This window comes from Streptomyces sp. NPDC052114, assembly GCF_040680155.1.
GTDB lineage: Bacteria > Actinomycetota > Actinomycetes > Streptomycetales > Streptomycetaceae > Streptomyces.
The window spans coordinates 374,954-397,456 of the sequence record NZ_JBFAWC010000002.1 but is presented as its reverse complement, the minus strand read 5'-3'; the positions used below and the strand labels follow the sequence as shown (position 1 = coordinate 397,456).

At 71.9% G+C, this 22,503-nt stretch carries 19 protein-coding genes; 8 read left to right on the top strand and 11 right to left on the bottom strand.

Annotated elements, in window-relative coordinates; genetic code table 11:
- Positions 1 to 123: 123 nt before the first annotated feature.
- Positions 124 to 2,469 (bottom strand): GH92 family glycosyl hydrolase, encoded by a 2,346-nt coding sequence (locus AB0L89_RS05695; protein WP_365134817.1) that lies wholly within the window; start codon positions 2,467 to 2,469, stop codon positions 124 to 126.
- A 187-nt stretch (positions 2,470 to 2,656) separates the two neighbouring features.
- Positions 2,657 to 5,251 carry a PA14 domain-containing protein gene (locus AB0L89_RS05690; protein ID WP_365135580.1) on the bottom strand — a complete coding sequence of 865 codons (2,595 nt, stop codon included), beginning with the start codon at positions 5,249 to 5,251 and terminating at the stop codon, positions 2,657 to 2,659.
- Positions 5,252 to 5,559: 308 nt separating this feature from the next.
- Here AB0L89_RS05690 and AB0L89_RS05685 point away from each other — a divergent pair, with 308 nt between their 5' ends.
- The 5 genes from AB0L89_RS05685 to AB0L89_RS05665 all read left to right on the top strand — a co-directional run bounded on the left by AB0L89_RS05685 (position 5,560) and on the right by AB0L89_RS05665 (position 11,415).
- Positions 5,560 to 6,573 carry a LacI family DNA-binding transcriptional regulator gene (locus tag AB0L89_RS05685; protein ID WP_365134814.1) on the top strand — a complete coding sequence of 338 codons (1,014 nt, stop codon included), beginning with the start codon at positions 5,560 to 5,562 and terminating at the stop codon, positions 6,571 to 6,573.
- A 169-nt stretch (positions 6,574 to 6,742) separates the two neighbouring features.
- Complete coding sequence (locus AB0L89_RS05680; protein WP_365134811.1) at positions 6,743 to 7,837, top strand: ABC transporter substrate-binding protein; 1,095 nt, start codon at positions 6,743 to 6,745, stop codon at positions 7,835 to 7,837.
- A 1-nt stretch (position 7,838) separates the two neighbouring features.
- Positions 7,839 to 9,425: a sugar ABC transporter ATP-binding protein gene (locus AB0L89_RS05675; RefSeq protein ID WP_365134808.1), complete on the top strand. Its 1,587-nt coding sequence runs from the start codon at positions 7,839 to 7,841 to the stop codon at positions 9,423 to 9,425.
- 47 nt (positions 9,426 to 9,472) lie between these two features.
- Positions 9,473 to 10,390 (top strand): ABC transporter permease, encoded by a 918-nt coding sequence (locus AB0L89_RS05670; protein ID WP_365135577.1) that lies wholly within the window; start codon positions 9,473 to 9,475, stop codon positions 10,388 to 10,390.
- Positions 10,387 to 11,415 (top strand): ABC transporter permease, encoded by a 1,029-nt coding sequence (locus tag AB0L89_RS05665; RefSeq protein ID WP_365134804.1) that lies wholly within the window; start codon positions 10,387 to 10,389, stop codon positions 11,413 to 11,415. The genes AB0L89_RS05670 and AB0L89_RS05665 overlap by 4 nt, the downstream gene beginning before the upstream one ends.
- Before the next feature lie 58 nt (positions 11,416 to 11,473).
- Here AB0L89_RS05665 and glgC read toward each other — a convergent pair whose 3' ends face one another.
- The 3 genes from glgC to AB0L89_RS05650 are packed head-to-tail and all read right to left on the bottom strand — an operon-like array spanning position 11,474 to position 14,652.
- Positions 11,474 to 12,694: a glucose-1-phosphate adenylyltransferase gene (gene glgC, locus AB0L89_RS05660; RefSeq protein WP_365134801.1), complete on the bottom strand. Its 1,221-nt coding sequence runs from the start codon at positions 12,692 to 12,694 to the stop codon at positions 11,474 to 11,476.
- Positions 12,695 to 12,703: 9 nt separating this feature from the next.
- Positions 12,704 to 13,870, bottom strand: a complete 1,167-nt coding sequence (gene glgA, locus AB0L89_RS05655) for a glycogen synthase (protein ID WP_365134798.1) — start codon at positions 13,868 to 13,870, stop codon at positions 12,704 to 12,706.
- A gap of 47 nt (positions 13,871 to 13,917) precedes the next feature.
- The gene (locus AB0L89_RS05650; RefSeq protein ID WP_365134795.1) at positions 13,918 to 14,652 is read right to left on the bottom strand and encodes a (2Fe-2S)-binding protein; all 735 of its coding nucleotides are present in this window, start codon (positions 14,650 to 14,652) and stop codon (positions 13,918 to 13,920) included.
- A gap of 247 nt (positions 14,653 to 14,899) precedes the next feature.
- Here AB0L89_RS05650 and AB0L89_RS05645 point away from each other — a divergent pair, with 247 nt between their 5' ends.
- Complete coding sequence (locus AB0L89_RS05645) at positions 14,900 to 15,961, top strand: DMT family transporter (RefSeq protein WP_365134793.1); 1,062 nt, start codon at positions 14,900 to 14,902, stop codon at positions 15,959 to 15,961.
- 30 nt (positions 15,962 to 15,991) lie between these two features.
- Here AB0L89_RS05645 and AB0L89_RS05640 read toward each other — a convergent pair whose 3' ends face one another.
- From AB0L89_RS05640 to panD, 6 genes are all read right to left on the bottom strand, one after another.
- On the bottom strand, positions 15,992 to 17,263 hold the full coding sequence (locus AB0L89_RS05640) for a transglycosylase family protein (protein WP_365134790.1): 1,272 nt from the start codon (positions 17,261 to 17,263) through the stop codon (positions 15,992 to 15,994).
- Between the two features lie 122 nt (positions 17,264 to 17,385).
- The gene (locus AB0L89_RS05635) at positions 17,386 to 18,360 is read right to left on the bottom strand and encodes an acetylxylan esterase (RefSeq protein ID WP_365134787.1); all 975 of its coding nucleotides are present in this window, start codon (positions 18,358 to 18,360) and stop codon (positions 17,386 to 17,388) included.
- Positions 18,361 to 18,544: 184 nt separating this feature from the next.
- Complete coding sequence (locus AB0L89_RS05630) at positions 18,545 to 18,730, bottom strand: hypothetical protein (RefSeq protein ID WP_365134784.1); 186 nt, start codon at positions 18,728 to 18,730, stop codon at positions 18,545 to 18,547.
- Between the two features lie 589 nt (positions 18,731 to 19,319).
- Entirely contained in the window at positions 19,320 to 19,997 is a 678-nt protein-coding gene (locus AB0L89_RS05625) for an aspartate/glutamate racemase family protein (RefSeq protein ID WP_365134781.1), read from the bottom strand.
- Positions 19,991 to 20,335, bottom strand: coding sequence for a GNAT family N-acetyltransferase (locus AB0L89_RS05620; RefSeq protein WP_365134778.1), 345 nt, complete (start codon positions 20,333 to 20,335; stop codon positions 19,991 to 19,993). The genes AB0L89_RS05625 and AB0L89_RS05620 overlap by 7 nt, the downstream gene beginning before the upstream one ends.
- A 91-nt stretch (positions 20,336 to 20,426) precedes the next feature.
- A complete protein-coding gene (gene panD, locus AB0L89_RS05615; RefSeq protein ID WP_365134776.1) occupies positions 20,427 to 20,843 on the bottom strand; it encodes an aspartate 1-decarboxylase in 417 nt (138 codons plus the stop codon).
- A gap of 542 nt (positions 20,844 to 21,385) precedes the next feature.
- Here panD and AB0L89_RS05610 point away from each other — a divergent pair.
- Complete coding sequence (locus AB0L89_RS05610; protein ID WP_365134773.1) at positions 21,386 to 21,616, top strand: hypothetical protein; 231 nt, start codon at positions 21,386 to 21,388, stop codon at positions 21,614 to 21,616.
- Positions 21,613 to 22,503, top strand: a complete 891-nt coding sequence (locus tag AB0L89_RS05605; RefSeq protein WP_365134770.1) for an XRE family transcriptional regulator — start codon at positions 21,613 to 21,615, stop codon at positions 22,501 to 22,503. Before AB0L89_RS05610 ends, AB0L89_RS05605 begins: the two co-directional genes overlap by 4 nt.

Genomic DNA, 22,503 nt, shown 5'->3' with positions numbered 1-22,503 from the left:
CGCCGAGAGCAACTACGGTCAAGTACGATCAAGCTACGCTGAGTTAACAACAGATGAAGACCCGCCACTCCGTGAGTGGCGGGTCCTGAGTGGCTCATGTGGTGCAGAAGCGAACCACCGGCGTCAGGTGAGGGGCGGCGGCGCGGTCCCTTCCGACGTTCCCCAGCCGGACGGCTTCTCGCCGACCGTGAAGGAGAGTTCGCGGGCGTCGCGGATGTCGTCGGTGGTGAGGTACGTCGCGTCCCGGCCGACGCCGTCCACACGCGCCGACTGGATGTACCGCTTCTCGGCCGAGGTGCCCGGCGCCCGCACGGTCAGCGCGCCGCGCGGGTAGTAGCGGCGGTCCAGGCGCAGGTCCACGCGGTCGAAGACGGGCGTGGACAGGCCCCAGGTGTCGGTGCCCGGCTGCACCGGGAAGACGCCGATGGAGGACAGCACGTTCCAGGCGGACATCGTGCCGAGGTCGTCGTTCCCGGTCATGCCGGTCGGGGTGTCCGTGAAGAGGGTGAGCGCGGCGTGCACCACGTCCGTGGTCTTCCACGGCTCGCCCGTAGAGAGGTAGGTGTACGGGGCGATGAGGTCCGGCTCGTTCTGGGGGTTGTACTTGTCGGCGTTGTAGTAGTCGTAGGGGCCGTTCACCCACACCTCGCGGGCGGTCTTCGCGGGGTCCTTCAGGAGCTGTTCGTACGCGAAGAAGGAGTCGAGCCGCTCGGTCGCGGCCTTCTTGCCGCCGATCAGGCCGACCATGCCGGGCAGGTCCTGCGGGACGAGCCACTGGTACTGCCAGGACGTCCCCTCGTGGAAGCCCTCGCTCTTGGCCGGATCGGCGGGCCCGGTGAAGGCCCCCGAGGCGTCCCTGGCGCGGAAGAAGCCGGTCGAACCGTCGAAGATCCTGCGGTAGTTCTGCGCCCGCGCCGCGTAGCGCTTCGCGTCCGCCTCGTGGCCGAGGTCGCGCGCCATCCGGCCGAGCATCGCGTCCGAGAGGGCGTATTCGAGCGTCGCGGAGGCGCCGTGGTCGTAGTCGGAGTCGCCGGGCTTGGCGTGCGGGCGTCCCTTGACGTACGGGGCGAAGCCCTCGGCCAGGTACTCCTTGTTGGCCTCGCGCCCGACCGGCGCGGAATCGGCGGGCGGCACCCCGTCGGCGTTCTTCTTCAGCGCGCGGTAGGCCTGTTCCTCGTGCCCCTTGAGCAGGCCCTGCTGATAGGCGTTGGTGAGGAACGGCGTGACCGGGTCGCCGGTCATGATGTTCGTCTCGACCGTGCCGTGGCCCCACTTGGGCAGCCAGCCGCTCTCCTCGTCGATCCTGAGGACGGAGAGCGCCATGTCGCGGGACTCGCGCGGCGCGAGGAGGGCGAGGAGCTGGGCCTGGGTGCGGTAGGTGTCCCACAGCGACCAGTTCTGGTAGTACGTGAACCCCTTGGCCCGGTGGGTCTTCTGGTCCCAGCCGGTGTACCGCCCGTCGACGTCGCTGCCGATGTTCGGCGCGAGGAACGAGCGGTACAGGGACGAGTAGAAGGTGCGCCGCACGGTCTCGCTGCCGCCGCGCACCCGCACGTCGTCCAGCCGGTCCTCCCACGCGTCGCGCGCGGCGGCCGCCACCCGGTCGTACGAACGGCCGCCCTCCGCACGGAGGTTGCGGGCCGCGCCGTCGGCGTCGACGTAGGAGAGCGCGGTGGTGGCCTCGACGGTACGGTCCTTCTTCGTGTCGAAGCGGACGAAGGCGCCGGTGCGCTCCTCCCCCGCCGACGTCTCCTTCGCGCCCTCGGTGACCGTGCCGCCCTTCCAGGTGCCCGACGCCGTGAAGGGCCGGTCGAAGCGGGTGATCGTGTGGACCGTATACGGCTCGGTGTCCTGGCAGAAGCCGCGGCCGGTGATCGAGGTGCGTACGGTGCGGCTGTCGAGGATCTCGACCTTCGTCCGCACGGTCCTGTGCAGCGACTGGCCCGCGTTGAGGAGGACGTTGGCCTTGGCCGTGGCGGGGAAGGTGTAGCGCTGAACGCCGGTGCGCTTCGTCGCCGTCAGCTCCGCCTCGATGCCGCCCTTGAGTCCGACCCGGTAGCGGCCGGGGCTCGCGCTCTCGTCGTCGTGGCTGAATTCGGCCGCGTACTTGGCGTAGTCGGTCTCCGTCACGTCGCCCGTCGTGGGCAGCACGGGCAGATCGCCGCCGAGCCCGCAGCCGACGCCCGAGAGGTGGACGGCGGAGAAGCCGCGGATGTGGGTGTCGGAGTGGTCGTAGCCGGTGTTGTGCCCGGTGTCGGGCGAGAACTGCACCATGCCGAAGGGGACGGCCGCGCCGGGATAGGTGTTGCCCTCGTTCTCGGTGCCGATGAACGGATTGACCAGGTCGGTGAGGGGGCCGGCGGAGCGCGGGGCGTCCGCCTGGGCCGGGGGAAGGGCGAGCCCGCCGCCGAGGAGCGCGGCCACCGCCGCCACCGTCCCCGCGCCGCGCAGCCGTTGGGTCCATCTCATGGGTGGGAACGCCTCCTCGGGGGCCCTCCGCGAGAGCCTTGGACAACGTTGTCAGAGACCGCTTCGCGATCATTCTTCGGTCGCCGGCGCGTACCCGTCAAGGGGCGTGCGGCAGCCGGCGGATCAGGGGGCGCGGTACGCGCGGGGGTCTCCGGCCCGCCGGGCGGCGGGCCGGAGACCCCGTGGCTCAGGAGCGCGCGCAGCCCGGCACCGTGGCCTGCGACGCGTCGCGGATCAGCGCCTCGTGCGCCGCCCTCACCCGCTGCACGTCCGGCTTGACGACCTTGCGGTCATAGGTGAGCAGACCGTTCAACTCGCCCTCCACATCGGTGATCTGGGTGTAGACGGCGCCGTTGTTGCCCTTGCAGGCAAGGGCCCGCACCTCGTCCAGCTTGGCGATGTAGTCGTCCGTATACGTCGCCGGGTCCACGTCGACGTAACTCTGCTGCACCGCCCAGGCGTGGCCGGGCACCGCGAGTCCGAGACCGCCGTACTCGCCGCTCACCAGGGCGCGTTCGCCGTCGGGGCGCGGTGGCAGGGCCGGGCTCGGGTAGCCGTGCTCGTCCATGATGTCGCCGGCCCGTCCGTCGGCACCCAGGTTGAGCCCGGACATGTTGTTGACCAGCCGGGTCGGGTCCCAGGACTTCGCCTGCTCGGCGACGCGGCCCACGTCGTACTGGCCCCAGCCCTCGTTGAAGGTGACCCACATGACGATCGACGGGCTGCTCGCGTGCTCGTCGATCATCTGCTTCATCTCGCGCTCGTACTGGGCGCGGGCGGCGGCGTCCGGGGTGCGGCCCGCCTCCATCGCCGGCATGTCCTGCCAGACGAGCAGCCCGAGGCGGTCGGCCCAGTAGAACCAGCGGTCGGGCTCGACCTTGATGTGCTTGCGCACGGAGTTGAAGCCCATCGCCTTGTGCATCTTCAGGTCGTACGCGAGGGCCTCGTCGCTCGGCGCGGTGTGCAGGCCGTCCGGCCAGAAGCCCTGGTCGAGCGTGGCCATCAGGAAGACGGGCTTGCCGTTGAGGACCGTGCGCGGGGTGCCGTTCACCTTCTCGACGGCGATCGAGCGCATCCCGAAGTAGCTGGTGACGCGGTCGTCGCCGACCCGCACCGTGAGGTCGTAGAGGAACGGGTCGTCCGGCGACCACAGCCGCGGGTCCGAGATCTTGAGTTCGAGCGGTTGCCCGGTGCGCCCGCTGACCTCGGCGACCTTCTTGCGGCCCGCGTACGCGGCGGCCGTGACCGGCACCCCGTCGCGCACTCCGCGCGCCTCGACGGTGACCCGCTTGCCGGGCACGTCCGGCGTGATCTTGAGGGAGTCCGCGTGGTCGGCGGCCACCGGCTCCATCCACACGGTCTGCCAGATGCCGGAGGACGGGGTGTACCAGATGCCGCTGGGGTCGAGGCGCTGCTTGCCGACGGGCGGGTTCTCGCCGTTCTGCGCGTCCGTCGGGTCGTACACGCCGACGATCAGCTCCTGGGTGCGGCCGGGCTTCAGCGCGTCGGTGACGTCGGCGCCGAACTTGTCGTAGCCGCCCTTGTGTTCGGTGACCTTCGTGCCGTTGACGTACACCTCGGCCTGCCAGTCGACGGCGCCGAAGTTCAGGTTGAGCCGCTTGCCGTGGCCGATCCGCCAGTCCTTGGGGACGGTGAAGGTGCGGCGGTACCACATGCGGTCCTCGTGCCGCTCGACGCCGGAGAGCTGGGACTCCACCGGGTAGGGCACCAGGATCTTCTCCGCGAGGTTCTTGCCGACCGGCGGCTTCTCGCCGGCCTTGGCCGCGGCGAACTGCCAGGAACCGTTGAGGTTCTGCCAGTCGGTGCGCTTGAGCTGCGGCCGGGGGTACTCGCGGTGCGCGTTGCCGGGCGTGACGTCGTCGGCCCACTTGGTGCGCAGCTGGTACTCGGAGTGGTTGGGGCCGCTCGTCCAGAACTGTCCGACGGCCTTGCCGTCCGTGCCGCTCAGACCGCCCTTGCCGTCGTAGCGGATGTCGGCGAGGCCGGGCGCGTCACCGCCCTTCTTGCCGACGACGGGTTCCTTCAGGGCGACGAGCAGGCTGCGGTCGTCCGCGGGGTCGGCCTTGACCGTGCCCAGGGGCCACGTGGCGCCGCCGATGACGGCGTCGAGGTGGTCGGCGAGGCCGGCCGGCGGGGCGCCGAGGCGCTGGGCGAAGTCCAGCTTGAGGCTGCGGCCGTCCTTCAGGACGGTGGCGTCGACGGCACCGTCGTAGTCGAAGTCCGCGGGGATGCGCAGGGCGGTGCGCGGGACGGCCTTCTTCTCGCCGCCCGGCGGCGTCCACCTCAGCCGCAGGTTGGATCCGCCGTAGTGCTCGAAGTACTCGACCTTGATGTCGTAGGCCTTGCCGGCCTCCAACTCGACTGGTGCGGAGGTCTGTTCCTTGTCCCAGTCGTCCTGCCAGTGGTCGATGGCGAGCCTGCCGTCGACCCAGAGGCGGAAGCCGTTGTCTCCGATCATCGAGAAGGTGGTGGCGCCGCTCTTCTCGGGCACGACGCTGCCGGTCCAGCGGACGCTGACGTCGTCGGCCTGTCCGGTGGTGGCCTTCAGGCGCGACTCCAGGTTGCCGAAGTCGATGTTCGGGTCGAGTCCGGTGGCCTTGAGCTCGTCGAAGTCGAAGGCTCCGGGGGCGGACTGGGTGTAGTACTCCCCCTTGAGCCCGTGGATCTCGACAGGGTCGTCGACGGCGGTCGCGGCGGGGACCGAGGTCAGGCCGGCGACGCCGAGGGCCGCCGCGAGCAGCAGGGCCAGGCGCCTGCCGATGCGTCCGGGGTGGCGGGGACGGCGAGGGCGGCGGGGCCCTTCGAGGCTCGGGGTGCTTGCCGGACTCGTGGTGCTCACGGTGCTTCTGGAGCTTCCGGGGCTCTTGGCGCTTCCGGGATGTCGTCTGAGGCGCACGGATCCTCCTTGGTGAGGAAGGGTGGCGGCACGTCGCTGCAGTCTGTACAACGAATCTGTACAACGTTGGAAGGAACGGCAGTTGGCATGACAGCACGCCCCCCGGCGCGCTGTCCAGGGCCATGACAAACGCCCCCGGGCGACCGGGGCGGCCACCGACGCAGGGAGATGCAGTGCGGGTAAGCCTCAAGGACGTCGCGGAGCGTGCGGGCGTCTCGATCAAGACCGTCTCGAACGTGGTGAACAACTATCAGCACGTCACCCCGGCGATGCGGGCCCGCGTACAGGAAGCCATCGACGAGCTCGGCTACCGCCCGAACCTGACGGCGCGCCACCTCAGGAAGGGCCGCACCGGCATCATCGCCCTGGCCGTCCCCGAACTCGGCAACCCCTACTTCGCCGAACTCGCGGGCGCCGTCATCGACGCCGCCGCCGAGCACGACTTCACCGTCCTGCTCGACCACACCCGCGGCACCCGTGAGCAGGAGGTCCTGGTCAGCCAGGGCTTCCGGGCGCGGGTGATCGACGGCCTGATCCTCAGCCCGCTGGAGCTGGAGTCGGAGGACCTGCGCGGGCGCGAGGACGACGTGCCGCTGGTGCTGCTCGGCGAGCGCGAGTACGACCTGCCCTACGACCACATCGCCATCGACAACGTCGCCGCGAGCCGCACGGCGGTGCGCCACCTCATCGGCCGCGGCCGCACCAGCATCGCCTTCCTCGGCGCCCGCACGGACTCCGCGAACCGCCCCGCCCACCTGCGGCTCTCGGGCTGGCGCGAGGAACTGGCGGCGGCCGGGATACCCGCCCCGGAGAGCCTGGTGGGCCCGGTCGGCGGCTGGGACCGCTGGGACGGCGCCAAGGCCATGGCACGGATGCTGGACGCGGGGGTGCGGCCCGACGCGGTGTTCGCGTACAACGACCTGGTGGCGATCGGCGCGATGCGGGTGCTGCACGAGCGCGGTCTGCGCGTGCCGTGGGACGTGGCGGTGGTGGGTTTCGACGACATCGCCGAGGGGCAGTTCGGGGCTGTCACGCTCACCACGGTGGCACCGGACAAACAGGCCATCGCGCGCCTCGCGGTCGAGTCGCTGCTGCACAGCCTGGCCCACCCCGAACAGTCCGTCGGACGCGAACTGACCGCGGACTTCCGGCTGGTGGAGCGGGAGAGCACACTGGGCCGGCGCTGAGCGTGCGCCGCCCGCGCCCCGGCCCCGACCGGCGGTCGAAGAGTGCGCGGAGGGTTTACAGCCCTCTTTCAACGATGTAAAAAGCTCCCCGTACCGCCGAGTTGACCGCAAGTGCCGTCTCTCCCGTGAGCGCTCTCAGTGCCGGGGCCGTGCCGTTTTGGGGACTCCAATGAAGACCACACTCCTCAGCCGTACCTCAGCCAGGACCCTGGCCGCCGCCGGCCTCGCCGCGAGCCTGGTGTTCGCCGCAGGATGCGCGAAGTCCGAGGACGACGCCTCCGGTGGCAGCGGCACCGCGCAGGACCGGGCCGACTCCGGACAGGAGGTCTCCTCCGGCGGGGGCAGCGGCAAGACCTGCGCCATCGACGCGTACGGCGGCGAGAAGCTGGACCTGAAGAAGGCGACCGTGGGGTTCTCGCAGTCCGAGAAGGAGGCCAACCCGTTCCGCATCGCGGAGACGGCCTCCATCCGGGCCGAGGCCGGGAAGCGGGGCGTCAAGCTGCTCACCGCCAACGCCCAGTCGCAGTTCTCCAAGCAGATCAGCGACGTGCAGGACCTCATCGCCAAGGGCGCCGACCTCCTCGTCATCGCCCCGCTCAACTCCGACGGCTGGGAGCCGGTGCTGCGCGCGGCGGGCGCCAAGCACATCCCGATCGTCACCATCGACCGCAAGATCAACGCGACCGCCTGCAAGGACTACGTGAGCTTCATCGGCTCCGACTTCGTCGAGCAGGGCCGCCGGGCCGCCGACCGGATGATCGAGACCACGGGCGGCAAGGGCAAGATAGCGATCCTGCTCGGCGCCGCGGGCAACAACGTCACCACCGAGCGCACCAAGGGCTTCGAGGAGCGCATCAAGGAGAAGGCCCCGGACCTGAAGGTCGTCTTCAAGCAGACCGGCGAGTTCGCCCGCGAGAAGGGCCAGCAGGTCACCGAGCAGCTCATCCAGTCCAAGCCCGACATCACCGGGATCTACGCCGAGAACGACGAGATGGGCCTCGGCGCCGTCAACGCCCTCAAGGGCGCGGGCAAGAAGGCCGGCGACGTCAAGATCGTGACGATCGACGGCACGAAGAACGCCGTGCGCGGCATCGTCGACGGCTGGATCGACGGCGTCATCGAGTCCAACCCCCGCTTCGGCCCGCTCGCCTTCCAGACCCTGGACCGGTTCACCCAGGGCGAGAAGGTGGCGCAGGACATCGTCATCAAGGACAGCGCGTACACGAAGAAGAACGCGGAGTCGGACCTCGGCAAGGCGTACTGACGTGCTGTCGGTATCCGGCTTGACCAAGACGTTCCCGGGCGTGCGCGCCCTGGACGCGGTCGACTTCACCGCACGCGCGGGCGAGGTGCACGCGCTGATCGGCGAGAACGGCGCGGGCAAGTCCACGCTCATCAAGGTCCTGACGGGGGTGTACCGGCCGGACGCGGGCGACGTGACGTACGACGGTCGCCGGGTGTCGTTCGCGACCCCGCTCGAAGCCCAGCACGCGGGCATCTCCACCATCTACCAGGAGGTCAACCTCGTCCCCCTGATGAGCGTGGCCCGCAATCTCTTCCTGGGCCGCGAGCCGCGCGGACGCCTCGGCCTGATCGACTTCGGGCGCATGCACCGGGAGGCCGACGAGGCGCTGCGGGGCCTCGGCATCCGTGTCGACGTGCGCCGTCCGCTACGCGAACTGGGCGTCGGCGCCCAGCAGATGGTGGCCCTGGCCCGCGCGGTCTCGGTCGACGCGCGCGTCGTGGTGATGGACGAGCCCACCTCGTCCCTCGAACCCCGCGAAGTACGCACCCTGTTCGGAGTGATCCGCATGTTGCGGGAGCGCGGCATCGCGGTGATCTACGTCAGCCACCGCCTCGACGAGCTGTACGAGGTGTGCGACGCCGTCACCGTGCTGCGCGACGGCAAGGTCGTGCACACGGGACGCCTCGCCGAGCTGGACCGGCTGCGCCTGGTGGCACTGATGCTGGGCAGGGAGATCGAGACCGTCCAGGACGAGGGGCTGACCCGCTTCACGGGCGAGCACGCGTCGCGGGGCGAACCGGTGCTCAGTGCACAGGAACTGACGGTCCGCCACCGGCTGCACGGGGTGTCCGTCTCCGTCCGGCCCGGTGAGGTGGTGGGCCTCGGCGGGCTGCTCGGGTCCGGGCGCAGCGAGACGGCGAAGGCCATCGCGGGCGCGCTGCCGCCCGACTCCGGGCGGGTCGTCCTCGCCGGCGCGCCGATCCGCACCGGCTCCACACCGGCCGCCATCCGGGCCGGCATCAGCCTGCTCCCCGAGGACCGCAAGGCGGAGGGCATCGTCCCCGGCCTCTCGGTCCGCGAGAACATCGCCCTGGCCGCGCTGCCCCGGCTCTCCCGCCTCGGCCTGGTGGACGAACGGCGCATCGACACGATCGTCGACACCTTCATGAAGCGGCTGCGCATCAAGGCGTCGAGCCCGCACCAGAGGGTGGGCGAGCTCTCCGGCGGCAATCAGCAGAAGGTGCTGCTCGCCCGCTGGCTGGCGATGAACCCGAAGGTCCTCCTCCTCGACGAGCCCACCCGCGGCATCGACATCGGCGCCAAGGCCGAAGTGCAGTCCCTCATCGACGAGTTGGCGACGGACGGCCTCGGGGTCCTGCTCATCTCATCGGACATGGAAGAGCTGATCGAGGGCTCGGACCGGGTGGTGGTCCTCAAGGACGGCGCGGTGGTGGCGGAGCTGACCGGCGACGACGTGACGGAGGACCGGCTGCTGCGCGCCATGGCGACCGAGACGGCGGGCGCCCCCCTGAGCGCACCCGCCGACGGCCCCCCGAGCGGCCCCGAGAGCGCACCCGTCCCGCACCAGCCCCGGAGCTCCCCGTGACAGACGCAGTCCTCGACCGCCCGGCCGCCCTCCAGGACCGCGACCGGATCCTGCGCTTCCTCCAGAACTACGGCGTCTATCTGGGCGTCGCCGTCCTCCTGCTCGTCAACATCGCCTTCACCCCGCACTTCCTGTCCGCGGAGAACTTCCGCACCCAGGCCGTCCAGGTCGCCCCCGTCCTCGTCGTCGCGCTCGGCATGGCGCTCGCCATCGGCACCGAGGGCGTGGACCTCTCGGTCGGCTCGGTGATGGCCCTGTCCACCTCGCTCCTGTCGCTCTACCTCGGCTACGGGATGTGGATCGCCCTGGCCGTCGCGGTGCTCGGCGGCATGGCGGTCGGCGCGGCGAACGGCTCGCTCGTCGCCTTCGTCGGCGTCCAGCCCATCGTCGCGACACTCGCGCTGATGGTCGCGGCCCGGGGCCTGGCCCTGGTCCTGCTCCCCCAGCTCAAGGACGTACGCGACCCGACCATGGCCTCGCTCGGCTCCGGGGACCTGCTCGGCATCCCCTATCCGGCGCTGATCGCGGCGGCGCTCGCGCTGCTCGTCGGCTTCGTCGTGCGGCGCACCACGTTCGGCCGCCGGCTCCTGGCCATCGGCGACAGCCGCCCCGCCGCGCTGCTCGCGGGCCTGCCGGTGCGCCGCGTGCTCATCGTGGTGTACGTCGTCTCCGGCGCCCTCGCCGCGCTCGCCGGTGTCCTCGCGACCGCGCGCCTGACCGCCAGCGACCCCACCTCGCTCGGCACGCTGATGGAACTCTCCGCGATCACCGCGGTGGTGGTCGGCGGCACCCCGCTGAGCGGCGGACGCGTCCGCATCGGCGGCACCGTGGCGGGCGCCGTCCTGATCCAGCTGCTCACGGCCACGCTCATCAAGCACGACCTCCCGCCGTCGTGGACACAGATCGCCCAGGCCGTGGTGATCGTCCTCGCGGTCTACGCGGCACGCGAGAGGGGCAGGCGATGACCACCGACACGAGGACCGCGGCGGAGCCCATGAGCCGGACCGAACCACAGGAGCGGACCGCGGGGCCCTCCCGCTCCGAGCGCCTCAGCGCACTGGCCCAGCAGCACGGTGCGCTGGTGACCCTGCTGGTCGCGGTGGCCGCCGCGTCGATCGGCTTCGACACGTTCCTGACGGCCGACAACCTGGAGAACATGGCGGTGTCCTCCGCGTTCCTCGCGGTGGTCGCGCTCGGCATGACCTTCGTCATCGTCACCGGCGGCATCGACCTGTCGGTGGGCTCGCTGTTCGCCCTCGGCGGGGTGCTCGCCGCCTGGGGCTCGCGGTACGGCACGGTGGTGGCCCTGCTGCTCCCGCTCGCCGTGTGCGGGCTGATCGGCCTGGTCAACGGCCTGCTGATCGCCCGCTCCCGGCTCGCGCCGTTCATCGTGACGCTCGCGGCGATGCTGGGGGCGCGCGGCATCCTCCTGTCCCTCACGGACGAGGGGTCCACGACCTACCTGGTCGACAAGGACACCTTCTTCGCGACGCTCGGCCAGGGCAAGGTGCTCGGCGTCGGCGCCCCGGTGTGGATCACCGTCGCGCTGTTCGTCGCGGGCGCGGTCGTGCTGCGCCGCACGCGGTTCGGGCAGTACGTGTACGCGGTCGGCGGCAATGAGGACGCGGCGGCGCTGATGGGCGCGCCGGTGGCCCGTACGAAGATCGCCGTCTATACGGTGTCGGGGCTCTGCGCGGGGCTCGCGGGGGCGCTCAACGCCGCCTGGCTGGTCTCCGGGGTGACGATCCTCGGCTCCGGCATGGAGCTGGAGGCGATCTCCGCGGTCGTCATCGGCGGCACGCTGCTGTCCGGCGGGTTCGGCTTCATCAGCGGGTCGCTGGTGGGCGTGCTGCTCCTGAAGGTGATCCAGAACGTCATCAACCAGATCGGCTCGCTCGACTCGGCCTACCAGCAGGTGGTCAGCGGCGCCTTCCTGGCGGTGGTCGTGATCGCGCAGACCTGGCTGGGGCGCAGGCGCCGGGTGCTGTGACGGCGCCCGCGCACGGGCGGTGCGGTGCCGGCGGCGCACCCGGTCGCCGGAACACCCGTCACAGGGGCACCGTCTGCCCCTTGCCCAGGGCGATCACCCCGCCCTTCGACACCGTGTACAGCTCCTCGTCCCGCTCCGGATTGACGCCGATCGTCGCCCCGGGCGGGACGTCGACGTTCTTGTCGAGCACGGCGCCGCGCACCACCGCGCCCCGCCCCACCCGGACGTTGTCGTGCAGCACCGAGCCCTGGACGACGGCGCCCTCCTCGACGGTCACGCCGGGCGAGAGGACGGAGCGGGTGACCTGGCCCCGGATGACGCAGCCGGGGCTGACGATCGACTCGCTCGCGATGCCGCCCGCGCAGAACTTGGCGGGCGGCAGACCGCCGGAGTGGGTGTAGATGGGCCAGCGGCGGTTGTCCAGGTTGAAGACGGGGTGCTCGGAGATCAGGTCCATGTGGGCTTCGTAGTACGAGTCCAGGGTGCCCACGTCCCGCCAGTAGCCGTGGTCGCGCGGGGTCTCGCCGGGTACGTGGTTGCCGTCGAAGTCGTACACCTGGGCGAGGCCGCGCTCGGTGAGCATGGGCAGGATGGAGCCGCCCATGTCGTGCGCCGACTCCTCGTTCTCGGCGTCCTGCTGGAGGGTGTCGACGAGCGTCTTGGTGGTGAAGACGTAGTTGCCCATGGAGGCGAAGACCTGGTTCGGGGAGCCCGGCAGTCCGGGCGGATCCGCGGGCTTCTCCAGGAACCGCTCCACCCGCGTGCCGTCCCGCGCGGGCGTGATGACACCGAACGACGACGCCTCGGAGCGCGGCACCCTGATGCCGGCGACGGTCACCGCGGCGCCGTTGTCGATGTGCTGCTGGAGCATCTGGCGCGGGTCCATGCGGTAGACGTGGTCGGCGCCGAACACCGCGATGTAGTCGGGCTGTTCGTCGTGGACGAGGTTCAGGGACTGCAGGATCGCGTCGGCGCTGCCCAGGTACCAGCGCGGGCCCAGGCGCTGCTGGGCGGGCACGGGCGTGACGTAGTTGCCGAGCAGGCTCGACATGCGCCAGGTCTTCGTCACGTGCCGGTCCAGGGAGTGCGACTTGTACTGGGTCAGGACGCAGATGCGCAGGATGTCGCCGTTGACGAGGTTGGAGAGCACGAAGTCGACGAGGCGGTAGGTGCCGCCGAACGTGACCGCTGGTTTGGCCCGGTCGGCGGTGAGGGGCTGCAATCGCTTCCCCTCGCCCCCGGCGAGCACGATTCCCAGTACCGAAGGTCCACCGCGCATCCCAGCCTCCTACTCGTCGGCGTGCAGGATCTCCTCGTACACCTCGACCGTGCGCCGGGCGACCGCGTCCCAGCCGAACTCCCTGAGCGCGCGGTAGCGTCCGGCCGTGCCCATCGCGGCGGCCCGCTCCGGGTCGGTGGCCAGCCGGTTCAGGAGCACCCCGAGGTCGTGCTCGAAGCGTTCGGGGTCCTTCTGCTCGTAGGGGACGAGCAGCCCCGTCGTCCCGTCGCCCACGACCTCCGGGATGCCGCCGACGTCCGAGGCGACGACCGCCGTGCCGCACGCCATCGCCTCCAGGTTGACGATGCCCAGCGGCTCGTACACGGAAGGACACACGAACACCGCGGCGTGGGTGAGGAGTTGGACGACCTGGGGGCGCGGCAGCATCTCGGGGATCCACTGGACGCCCGCGCGGGTACGGCTCAGCTCCTCGAAGAGCGTGCGGAACTCGGCGTCGATCTCCGGCGTGTCGGGCGCCCCGGCGCACAGGACGAGCTGGACGTCCCGGTGCAACCGCCGTGCGGCGCGCAGCAGATGGGGCACGCCCTTCTGCCGGGTGATGCGGCCGACGAAGAGGACGTAGGGACGCCGAGGGTCGATGCCGAGCCGCGCCAGGACGTCCGTGTCGTGGTCGGGGCGGTACAGCTCCGTATCGATGCCGTTGTGGACGACGTGCACCTTGGCCGGGTCGATGGCCGGGTAGCAGGCGAGGATGTCCTCGCGCATGGCGCCGGACACCGCGATCACCGCGTCGGCGGCCTCGGCGGCGGTGCGCTCGGCCCAGCTCGACAGGGCGTATCCGCCGCCGAGTTGCTCGGCCTTCCAGGGACGCAGGGGCTCCAGTGAGTGCGAGGTCATCACGTGCGGGATGCCGTGCAGGAGCTTGCCGACGTGGCCCGCGAGGTTGGCGTACCAGGTGTGCGAGTGGACCAGTTCGCGGCCGGCGAGGGCGGCGGCCATCGACAGGTCCACGGAGAAGGTGCGCAGCGCGTCGTTGGCCCCGTCGAGCGCGGACCACGCCCGGTGGCGCACGAGACCGTCGCCGACGCCCTCGCCCCAGCAGTGCACGTCGAGGTCGGTGAGGGCGCGCAACTCCCGCGCGAGGAACTCGACATGGACGCCCGCTCCGCCGTAGACGTCCGGTGGATACTCCCGGGTGAGCAGTCCCACCTTCACGTAGAACCCTCCGTCGTCCGCCCGATGTCGGCCGCGCCTTCTCATGGTCACCCAGACGCGGCCCCGGGGGAAGACCGCTGCGGCGGGCGTTCGAAGCAGCAGTCGCCGCACAGGCCGCCGCTGGGGCACCGGTAGTAGAGGCAGCAGCTGCGGCGCCGGAACGCGGTGCCCGTCAGGGTGCCGGTGCCGCGCAGAGCGGGGTCGTCGAAGAGCGTGGCGGCCAGGTCGAGGGCCCGCTCCCCCACGTCGGGACGGCCCGCCCGCACCGCCCAGCCGTGCAACTCGCGCGCGGCGCCGGCGAGCGCGGAGCCCGCGTTGCCCCGCAGCAGTCCGGCGGAGACCCGGTGGCGGGCGCGCAGCGCGTCCGAGAGCGGCTCCAGGTGGCCGCGCTGCACGACGTCCCGGATGGTGCCCGCGTCGCCGGGCAGCGTGCGTACGTCGGTCAGCCACAGGTCGTCGGGCGAGGTGCCGTCGGCGTCCCAGCGCAGCCGTGCCGGGTCGAGGTCCGGCACCAGGCCGTACAGCGCGGCGGAACCGAGCGCCACGGACCAGAGCCGCGCGGCGAGCCCCAGCTGGGCCACGGACACGGCGATGCGGTCCTCGGGGGCACCGAGGCGCAGCGCGACCTTGCGGACACGGAAGGTGAGCGGATCGGGGGCCGTTCCGGGCGCTTCGTACACCTGCGCGAACGGGAGTGCCGCGCCGCTCGGCGGCGCCCCCGCGCGCAGGGCGAAGAAGCCGCCGACGGAGCCGAGTTCTGCCAGGTCGATGTGGGTGGTCACGACAGCAGTAGAGCAAGCCCCACCGGGGTGTCCATCCCCGGGGGGTGTGCCGCCCTCCACCCCTGCCCCTAGGGGGGTAGCACGACCTGGGGAGGACATCACCCGGTCGTACTCCATCGGCAGTAGGACCGAATGCCTGCTCAGGGACGACGACGCGGAGCGATTCGCGCGGCATCGTGGAGACCATGGAAGCCGACCGCTCGTCTGACCGGGCCCGCCGGACGCACCGCACCCCGCGGAGCACGTCATGAGTGCCCTCGCGCTGTCCGTGCTGCTCTCGCTCGTCTCCGCCGTGGCGTACGCGGGCGGGGCGATCCTGCAGGAGCGCGTGGCCGCGACGACGCCGGAGCGGCGGTACGCGCCGCTGCGCAGGGGCGCGTGGTGGACCGCGATCTCGCTGAACGGCCTGGGCGCGCTGCTGCACGTGGTGGCCCTCGCCTACGGCCCGCTCAGCCTGGTCCAGCCGCTCGGCGCGCTGACCATCGTCTTCGCCCTGCCGATGGCCGCCGTCTTCGTGCGGCGCCGGGCCGGGGCCACGGCGTGGCGCGGCGCGATCATGGCGACGGTGGGGCTCGCGGGCCTGCTCTCGCTCACCTCCTCGACGCGCACCCAGTCCCTGGACGGCCCGGAGCACCTGATGCTGGCGCTGGTCACCGGGGGCGGCGTGCTCGCGCTGATGGTGGCGGCGCACGCCGTGCACCGGCACCCGGTGGTGCGCAGCGTGCTGCTGGCCTGCGCCGCCGGTGCGGCGTTCGGCATCGCCTCGGTGTTCACGAAGACGGTGGCCGTGGAGTGGGGCAGGGACGTGCCGCTCTTCGAGCAGCTCCCGAGCCTCGGTGTGATCGCGGTGCTCGCGGCGGCCGGGGTGCTGATCTCGCAGGCCTCGTACCGGGGCGCGGGTCTCGCGGCGCCCCTGTCGACGGTGACCGTCGTGAATCCGGTGGTCGCGGCGGCGGTCGGGCTGACCCTCCTGGGAGAATCCTTCCGCTACGGCGTCACGGGGACCGCCCTGGCGCTGGGCTGCGGGGTCGTCGCCGCGGGCGGCCTGATCCTGCTCACGACGGAGCGGATCGCGCGCGAGACGTCGACCGCGCCGGTGGCCGAGGAGCTCGGTGGCACCCCGGTGGCCCAGGGGCGACCAGACGTGCCGGTGGCCCAGGAGCGGCCCGACGTGCCGGACCGGCCCCGTCCGAGGCCCGGGCGCGCCCCGGAGGGGCTGCCCGCGATGCCGTCCCAGCACGCGGAGGCGACCCTCGGCAGGCACCGGCCCCGGCACCCGGGGCGCCGCCGCGAACGCATCGTGTCCTGACCGTCCGCGGCGTGCCGCCGTGCGCGCCGCTCAGATCCGTACGCCGCGCGCCCGCAGATAGGCCAGCGGGTCGATGTCGGACCCGAAACCGGGCCCCGTCCGCACCTCGAAGTGCAGATGCGGGCCCGTACTGTTGCCGGTGGACCCGGACCGGGCGATGCGCTGCCCGGCGCCGACCTGCTGCCCGGCCTTCACGGAGAGCGCCGACAGGTGCCCGTACTGGCTGTACTTGCCGTCGGAGTGGCGGATGACCACCTGGTAGCCGTAGCTGCCGCCCCAGCCCGCGGAGACGACCCGGCCCGCGGCGACGGCCTTCACGGACGTCCCGGTGGCCACGGGGAAGTCGACGCCCGTGTGATAGCCCTTCGACCACGAGCCGCCCGCCGCGCGGTAGGGGGTGCTGGGCGAGGCGGCGACGGGGGCGACCGCGCCGGGGGACGCCTGCCGGGCGCGCGGCGCGGGGGCCTTGCGCTCGGCGGCCTTCTTCTCCGACGCCTGCTTCTCGGCGGCTCTCTTCTCCGCGGCCTTCTGCCGGGCCCGCGCCTCGGCGCGGTCCTCGGCACGCTCCTTCGCCCGGTCCTCGGCGCGCTCCTTGGCCCGGTCCTTGGCCCGCTCGTCCGCCCGGTCGTCCGTGCGCCCCTTGGTGGCTCCCCGGCCGTGCAGCGCGAGCCGCTGTCCCGGAGTGATCAGGTCCGGGTCGCCGCCGATGACACGGCGGTTGGTGTCGTACAGCCGCTGCCAGCCGCCCCGGACCCGGCGGTCGTCGGCGATGCCGGAGAGGGTGTCCCCGCGGACCACGGTGTACATCTCGGCGGTGCCCGCGGCGGACTGCGGGGTCACCTCCGGCTTGACGTCCTTCACGTCGCGCTTGGCCGGCTTCGCCTCGGCGGGGGCGCTGACCGGGGTGACGTCGGGCGTGCCGCCTCCCCGGGTGAGGCCGGCCTTCGCGGAGCACACCGGCCAGGCGCCCGGCCCCTGCGCGTCCAGGACCTTCTCGGCGACGGCGATCTGCTGGTCCTTGGTGGCGAGGTCGGCGCGCGCGGCGTAGGCCGTACCGCCGTACGCCGCCCACGTGGACTGCTTGAACTGGAGCCCGCCGAAGTAGCCGTTGCCGGTGTTGATGCTCCAGTTGTTGGTGGACTCGCACGCCGCGACCTTGTTCCAGGTGTCGACGTCGGCGGCACCGGCGGTGCCCGCGACGGTCAGCGGGAGCGCCATCCCCGCACCTCCCGCGGTCACGGTCAGTGACGCGCGGTTGATGCGGTTCGGCTGATACCGGCGGTGCCGGCCCCGTACGGCCATGGGGAGCCCCCTCAGACTCACGTCATCACGGATTGCACACAACGGACACACGACAAGCCCGCAAGCTAGCCGCTCGGAGCAATCCGTGACAAGGGCGTGGCACAGAGGCGGTGTTGCACACATCAGCCCGTCAAGTACCCCGCGAGCCACCGCAGTTGCACTCCCTGCTGATAGGGGCCGCCGCCCTCGTGATCGTTGAAGGCGTACACCTCCATGGAACGCTCGCGCCCCGCGTACGCGTTGAAGGCGGCGAACACCGTCGAGGGCGGGCAGGTCTGGTCCTCCAGACCCGCGGAGAAGAGCGCGGGCGCGCGACCGCGCGCGGCGAAATGGACGCAGTCGAAGTACGACAGCGTCCTGAAGACGCGCTCCTGCCCGCCCCTGCGCGCCTTCAGGTACGCGCCGATCTCCTTGTACGGATAACGGTCGGTGAGGGTCGTCGCGCGCGGGAAGTCGCAGAGGAAGGGGACGTCGGGGGCGATCGCGGCGAGGTCGGGCACCAGCCCGCCGACGGCGAGGGAGAGGCCGCCGCCCTGGCTCGTGCCGATCGCGGCGACGCGCGAGGCGTCCACGAGGGGGTGCGCGCGGACGGCCTCGACGGCACGGACCGCGTCCACGTACAGGCGCCGGTAGTAGTAGTCGTGCGGGTCCTCGATGCCGCGCGTCATGAACCCGGGGTGCGCGGGCGCGCTGCCGGCCGGGTCCGCGGTGTCGCCCTGCGCCCACCCGCCGCTGCCCTGTCCCCGGGTGTCCATCACGAAGTGCGCGTAGCCGGCGGCGGCCCACAGGAGGTGCATATGGGGCAGTCCCCGGCCGCCGCCGTACCCGATGTACTCCACGACGGCGGGCAGCGGCCCCTGCGCCCCCGCGGGGAGCACGAGCCACCCCTTGACGGGGTGCCCGCCGAATCCGGCGTACGTGACGTCGTGCACCCGCACCCCCGTCAAGGGCAGGTCCACCGGCTCGAAGCGGGCGTCGAGTTCGTGCTCGCGCGCCTCCAACAGCGTCTTCTCCCAGAAGGCGTCGAAGTCGTCGGGCTCCGGCAAATCGGGTCGGTATCGACGCAGTTCGTCGAGGGGCAGGTCGAAGTGAGGCACGGCGGATTCTCCTTCGGGCGGGGGTCGAAGGATCACGCTATGCCGAGCGGCCCGCCCACGTCAGGAGGGTTTTCCGGGACTCTCCCGGATCCTCCGTGCCGGGAACCTCCTCGCCCATGGCCGGTCAGCTGTCGCCGCCCTTTCGGACAGACGCTCGCCCACCGTGCGGGGCGGAGGCGTGCCGTCAGGACATCGGCCCCGGCTGGGGCTCGGGCATCGGGTCCGGGCCCGGCGGCTGCGGGATCGGCGACGGGGGCGGCTCCGGGCTCGGGCGGGGCTCGGGGTGCGGGACGGGGTCCGGGTCCGGGAAGGGGCGGTCGGGGTCCGGGAAGGGGGCGGGCGGAACGGGGCCCGGGAACGGGTGGGTCATCGTGCCTCCAACGGTTGAGCTCTTCCCCCCGGGTACCCGAAGCCCCCCTCCCCAAGCGTGCGGGGCGTGGGCGGCGCGCGCCACGGGGCCGCGTGCGCGGGGCGGAGGCCACGGTGCCGCGTGCGCGGGGCGGAGGCCACGGTGCCCCGTACCCGGCGCCGGGGTTCTTCCCCGCCTGCGCCGGGGCTGGGGCCACCTTTACCGCTGCCCGGCACGGTCCGGCTGCGCCGGGGCTGGAGCCACACCTCTCGCCACCCGGCACCGGGGGCTGTGCCCACCCGTTCCGCCCTGCGGAACGCCTGCCCACAGCAGGGGCGGCTACCCGGCCAGTGCCGCCGACCACAGCGGGGACGGGCGGTCCGCTGCCCACCGGGCGCGGCGCGGGCACAACGGCCCCCACCGGGCCGCTGCCGCAAACGCTCCTGAGGGGACGTGGGGGTATGTGCGAACGGAGCACTGAGCGGGCGATGGCGTCTTTGGACTTGGGGCGGGGCGCAGGGATGGCGAGTACGCACATACCCCCGCGGCCCCGCCCCACAGACGAAGCAAGGGCGCAGACGCCAGCCCAAGGCGCCCCCGCCAGACACCGCTACGGCCCCTCCACCAGCCCCACCGCCGCAGCGAACCCCGGAGCCGGGCTGGACAGGACCCGTACCGTCCCGTCGGACAGCAGGCGTTGCGCCGGTGCCATCGACGCCTGTGCCAGCACGATCACGTCCGCGTCCCGGACTCCCCGTACCGCCCCCGCCACGACCTCCGCACACCCGACGGAGTCCCCCGCCTCGAACCGCTCCCACGCCCCGTCGACCAGCTCCGCCCGCACGGACACCTCACGCCCGGCCCGCCGCGCCTCCTCCTCGACCAGCGTCACCGTCGGCCCCAGCGTGGACGCCACCGTGGCGAGCACGACGATCCGGGCGCCCTCGGCGACGGCCGCGGCCGCCATCGGCCGGTCGACCCGCAGCACGGGAACCCCCACGTCCGCCCCGACCGCCTCGGCCACCCCGCCGATGGTGGAGCAGGTGCACAGCACGGCACCGACCGCCCCGCCCCCGGCGACCCGCGCCACCGCGTCCCGTACGTCCGGAGCCACCGCGTCAGGACCGACCACCCGAGCCCGGTCCAGCAGTTCCTCCGCGACGAGATGGCGCAGTTCGAGCCCCGGGCGCGAGGCGTCCCGCAGGCCGTCGAAGACGGGCACGTGAACCGGCGACGTGTGCAACAGCCCCAGCGTCAACGGCGCGTCCGGCGCCCCCGGCGTCACCACGTCGAGGGGTCCTCGCGGACCTTGTCCAGCGCGGCCCGCAGCAACTCCTCGGAGGCCGCGGGCGCCTGCTCGGGATGCCGCTCGGCCCACTTCACGACGTAGGGGCACAGGGGCGCGACGGCCACGCCTTCCCGCGCCGCGAGGGCGTACAGCTCAGCGGCGAGGGAGCCCGCGATGCCCTTGCCCTCGTGCGCGGACGCGACCTCCGTGTGGACCGGCACGAGCGCCGCCTCCGGGGAGTCCAGCGTGAAGTACACGATGTGCCCGACGCGTTCACCGCCTTCGAACGCCTCGAGCACACCTCTGGCCCGGTCGTCCCGAATCTCGACGGCACCCATCGTTCCTCCTCACCCGAAGACCAAACACCCGGCACCCGACACCTGACACCCGACACCTGACACCTGACAGGTCAAGGCATCCCACCGCGCCTCAGCGACTGAGCGGGCTCCGCGTCATCCCCGGATCACCCGGCACCGCCTCCGCCGGATCGTCGCCGAGGGCCACGACACGATTGTCCTCGTCGACATGCACGACCCGAGGCCGCAGCGCACGCGCCTCGGCGTCCTCGACCTGGGCGTAACTGATGATGATCACCCTATCCCCGGGATGAACGAGGTGCGCGGCCGCGCCGTTGATGCCGATGACGCCGCTGCCGCGCTCGCCCTCGATCGTGTACGTCTCCAGACGCGCGCCATTGGTGATGTCGACGATGTGGACGAGCTCGCCGGGCAGCAGATCGGCCGCGTCGAGCAGATCCGCGTCGATGGTCACCGATCCCACGTAGTGCAGGTCGGCCTGGGTCACCGTGGCGCGATGAATCTTGGACTTGAACATGGTTCGCAACATGATCAATCAGCCATTCATGCAGGTAGGACACATGACGGTCCTAGAGAAGGTCGGCACAGGTCAAGCAGGAGTCCCCGGGCAGACCTCGGGGCTCACACGCCAAGGATCCCACGCCGGCCCCGCGCCGGCCCCGCACCGGCTGCTCCCGCCCGGCACGGGACCGGGCGGGAGCGGCACCGCCCCCTCCGGTGGTTCTTCAGCACGAGAGGACGGTGCGCGGCCTTCCAGACCTTCCGGACAGCCAGGAAGGTCGGACGCCGGAGAAGGCGTCCGGGATCCATGGTGCCCCTCGCCGCACACCCCGCCAGGGATGACGTTTTTCCGGCGTCAAAAGCATTCATTTGGACATGTCCTGCCCCTACGGAGAGCCGTGGTGACGCAATGCGAACACTCCGCGCTCATCGACATTGTTCCGTAACCCCATGATCACGTTGAGTCGCGAGGCGTCGGCGGACCATGCTGGCTCCCACTCTTCCCCGAGCGCTTCAGCACCGCCTCGGAAGTGCCTTTCAGGCCCGACGAGTTCAGGAGAACCGAGAACGATGTCCAGTAAGCAGGTGTTGGTCGTCGCCGTACTGGTGGCGGTCTTCGCGTGGAGCACGGTCATGACCGTGCTGGGGCAGCTCGCGGCCGTGGCCACGCTGCTGCCCTCGCTCGGACTGCTGGTGCAGCAGATCCTCACCGTACTCACGGAGGCACGGCGCGACACCACCGCGGCCCCGGCGCAGGACGCGGCGGCCGGCCCGACCGGGCAGGAGGGGATACCTCGATGACACCCTCCTCCGAGCCGGACCAGCCCTCCGGGGCGCCGCCGAGCAGGCGCGGCCGCAAACCGGCCTCGATCGAGGATCACGTGGGCCACTCCCACCGCGCCTGGCTCGAACCGGTCCGCAGCCGCCTCTTCGCCAGCGGCCTCACCCTCGACGACCTCGTCGACCGCTCCGGATACTCCAAGACCCGCATCTCCGAACTGCTGCGCGGCAGGGGCTACTACCCGGGCTGGGAGATCACCTACAGCGTGGTCAGCGTCCTGGACATCCCCATCTGGCCGCTGCGACGGCTGTGGGCGGCCGCCGCCCGCGAGGCCGACAAGGACCCGGACTGGATCGACCGCCGCATACGCGAGGTCGTCCAACTCCAGCCGGACCAGCCGCCCGTGGCCTACCAGGGCTTCAAAGAAGGCATGCAGCAGGCCTACACCGACTACGCCCGCGCCTTCCTCCAGACCGACCAGTACGCCAGGTGGGTCGTCGCGGAGGCCTTCGACATCCTCTGGCTCGCCTGGGACGAAGCCGTCGCGAGCCCCGACGTCCGCCGCTACGCCTGGTGCCTGCTGCGCTCCCGCGTCATGCTGCGCGCCCCGCACCGCAGGGGCCACCCCGATCTCCGCCCCGCGGCGTTCTCCACCGTCGCCCAGGCGCGGATCGACGACCCCGAGGCGCGGCTCGCCGAGATCGCGGAGATGGCCGACTTCTTCGACGCCCTCGCCCGCCTCCCCGAGAACCAGCTCGACGTCGCCGTGCTGCGCTACCTGTGCGGCAGGAACGCATCCGAGGTCCCCGGCATCGTCGGCCTGTCCCCGGCCATGACCCGCACCACCGACCACCACGCCCGAGGAGCCCTGGAAGGCGCCTACCCCCTTCACGACCAGCCGGAGTGA